At 72.6% G+C, this 2,871-nt stretch carries 3 protein-coding genes; all 3 read left to right on the forward strand.

The window, feature by feature from the left end:
• Positions 1-1,003 (forward strand): MFS transporter (locus ACFWBW_RS40250; protein ID WP_385384390.1); only part of this gene is annotated, 1,003 nt, incomplete at its 5' end.
• Positions 1,000-1,593, forward strand: a complete 594-nt coding sequence (locus ACFWBW_RS40255) for a class I SAM-dependent methyltransferase (RefSeq protein ID WP_385384393.1) — start codon at positions 1,000-1,002, stop codon at positions 1,591-1,593. The genes ACFWBW_RS40250 and ACFWBW_RS40255, both read left to right, overlap by 4 nt.
• 29 nt (positions 1,594-1,622) lie before the next feature.
• A complete protein-coding gene (locus ACFWBW_RS40260) occupies positions 1,623-2,780 on the forward strand; it encodes an NUDIX domain-containing protein (RefSeq protein ID WP_385384396.1) in 1,158 nt (385 codons plus the stop codon).
• The last annotated feature ends 91 nt before the right edge of the window (positions 2,781-2,871 follow it).

The raw sequence follows: 2,871 nt of genomic DNA on the forward strand, positions 1-2,871 counted from the left end.
CATCCCGGCCGCCGCCGTGTCCGGCAGGCTCACCATCGGCCAGCTGTACGCGGTCGCCGTCGTCCTCGGCATCGCCAAAGTCGTGCACGGCGCGGCTTCGATCAGCTTCCTGCCCGTCCTCGTCGAGCCTCACCTCCTCCAGCGCGCGAACTCCCGCCTCGGTGCGGCCTCGTCGGTCGCCGACAGCCTGGGAAACAACCTGGGCGCCGCACTGATCGCCGCCGCCGGCGCGGCCCGCTCGGTGATCGCCGATGCCCTGTCCCACCTCGTCTCCGCCTTCCTCGTCTGGCGCATCCGAACCCCCGAGCCGCCCACCGCGCGGCCACAGGGCCGCCGCAGCCTCGCCCGGGACATCCGTGAGGGACTGCGCTACGTGGCCGGGCAGCCGACGATCCGCACGGTGATCGCGGCGCTTTCGACGCTCAGCCTCGGACTGGCGATCATGAACACCTACTGGGCGTACTACCTGCTCGCCGTCCTGAAGGTGTCCCCGACGGCGTTCGGCGTGATCATGGGCGTCGGAGGCGCCGGCAGTCTGGCCGGGGCGCTCCTCGCCCCGAAGATCGCCTCCCGCATCGGCATCGGTCCGACGATCATCGTCGGATTCGCGGTCAGCCCCCTGACACAGGTGCCCCTCCTGCTCGCCGGGCCCGGCCTTCGCTGGCAGACCACCCTCGCCCTGGTCCTGGCCGTACAGCTCTTCTGGGCCACCGCGTCCGGGACGAGCCAGAGATCCCTCAGGCAGACGATCTGCGACCCCCGCTTCCAGGGGCGGATGCAGGCCGCCGGCACCACGATGACCGCCGGCGTCCGACCGCTCGGCGCCGCGGCCGCCGGCGCCCTGGTCCTCCACCTCGGCGTACACACCACCCTCGCGATCGGCGCGGTCGTCCAACTCGTCCCCGTCGCGCTCCTGCTCCTCTCCCCTGTCCGCACCATGCGCGACATGCCCGCCCCGCCCCCGCGCACGGCCCTGCCCTCTGCCCGCGAAGGAGCTTCATGACGACCGCCTCGACCTCGACCGCCGCGTACTGGAATCCCCTCTGGACCCAAGGCCGCCGGTACCGACAGCTCGACGACGCCGAGACACGGCTGCTGGGCCAGCACCTCGGACCCGGCCGAGGACGGCCGGCCCTCGACATCGGCTGCGGCGACGGCGCCCTGACCCGCCACCTCCACCATCAGCTCGGGTACCGCGCCACCGGGATCGACTGCTCCCCCGGCGCCCTGGCCATCGCCGCCGCCCAGGACTCCCCGGCAACGCCCGGCCCGCTGTGGAGATGCGCCGACATCGGGGCCGACGACCTGACCGCCTCAACCGGCCTGCCGGATTCCGCGTACGCGGTCATCACCTGCCGCCTGGTCTACCGGTGGCTCGACGACAAAGCGGCCTTCGTCAACCGCGTCCGCCGCCTCCTGGTACCCGGCGGGACCTTCTGGGTCGTGGCCGAGATCACCGGCCGCCGGAAGAACGCCGACCCCCTCCAGAGCCTCGGGATCGGCCCGGCCGAGGCCGAGGTCCTCACCGCGGGCTGGTCCGTCGTCCGGACCCACGACCTGGACGTGCTCCGCTGCTACGCCCTGCGCCCCTGACCGACCCCGCCCCGTTGGAGGACATGTTGATGGACGTCGAGAAGCAGACCGCCGAAGTCTGGACCGCCTACGGGGCGCACCAGCTGACCGCGCGCCCGGACCTGCCGGAGATCGAACGGTGGGACTGGGGCATCACGGACGCCGGGCCCGGCATCGAGAGCCTCGGGAACGTCAGGGGCCTTCGCGTCCTCGACCTCGGCAGCGGACTGGGCCGCCATGCCGCACGCCTGGCCGCCCTGGGCGCCGAGGTCACCGCCGTCGACGCCTCCCCCACCCAGCACGAGCGCGCCGTCACCCGGTACCCGAACGCTCCCGGGCTCCGCTTCGTCTGCGCCGACGCCGTCTCCCACCTCCGGTACACGGCCCCCTACGACCTGATCTACTCCGTCAACGGTCTGCCCTTCCTGGACCCCGGCCGGCTCCTTCCCGCGCTGGCCAACGCCATCAGGCCCGGTGGGCGCCTCCTGTTCTCCGCGCTGCACACCAACTCCCGTGGCGCCGGCCCCTCGACGGCCGTCGCCCCGCGCCCTGAGGACTTGCGGCTCCCCGGCACCACCCGGACCCACCCCGTCCACATGTGGGTCCTCACCCCCCAGCTGTGGGAGGACCTCCTGGTCGAGCACGGCCTCACCCTGCAGACGGTCACGGCGATCGACGCCCCGCAGCCGGACAACGCCGCCTCCTACCGGCTGTACGAGGTCCGGCGCCCGGAGAGGGTGCCGAGTCGACAGCGCACCCACACTCCCCCACCACCGCACGCGGTCGTGGGGGTCGGCGTGATCATCCACGGCCCGGACGGTGTCCTGCTGGGCCGACACCGCCGTGGCACCTTCGAACTTCCCGGCGGATCCGTCGAGCCCGGCGAGACCTTCGCCGAGGCTGCCGTACGCGAACTCCGCGAAGAGGCCGGGCTCGTGGCCGACTCCGACGACACCGTCGTGCTGGGCACTCTCCTGGACCGGGTGGGTGACATCGTCCGGGTGACGGTTCCCGTCCTGGTCACCCGCTGGTCCGGTGCACCGCGACAGTGCGAGGAAGCCATCGGATCCTGGCGGTTCTGGCCCCGGGACGCACTGCCCCAGCCTCTGTTCGTGCCGACCGCCCAGTGCCTCGGCACATGGGATCCGAGCCTTCCGCTCGACCATCCACCCGCAGCCTTCCACCCCGCCGGCCCCGGACCGGCCTAGGTGTATTGCCCTGTGAGGTTGGGGACGCGGCTGGCGGGTGGTTTGCCTGCGAGGGCGGTGTGTCCGCGGTGGTGATTGTAGGTGTGCAGCC

The organism is Streptomyces sp. NPDC059957 (genome assembly GCF_042730015.1).
In the GTDB taxonomy this organism is placed as follows: Bacteria; Actinomycetota; Actinomycetes; order Streptomycetales; family Streptomycetaceae; genus Streptomyces.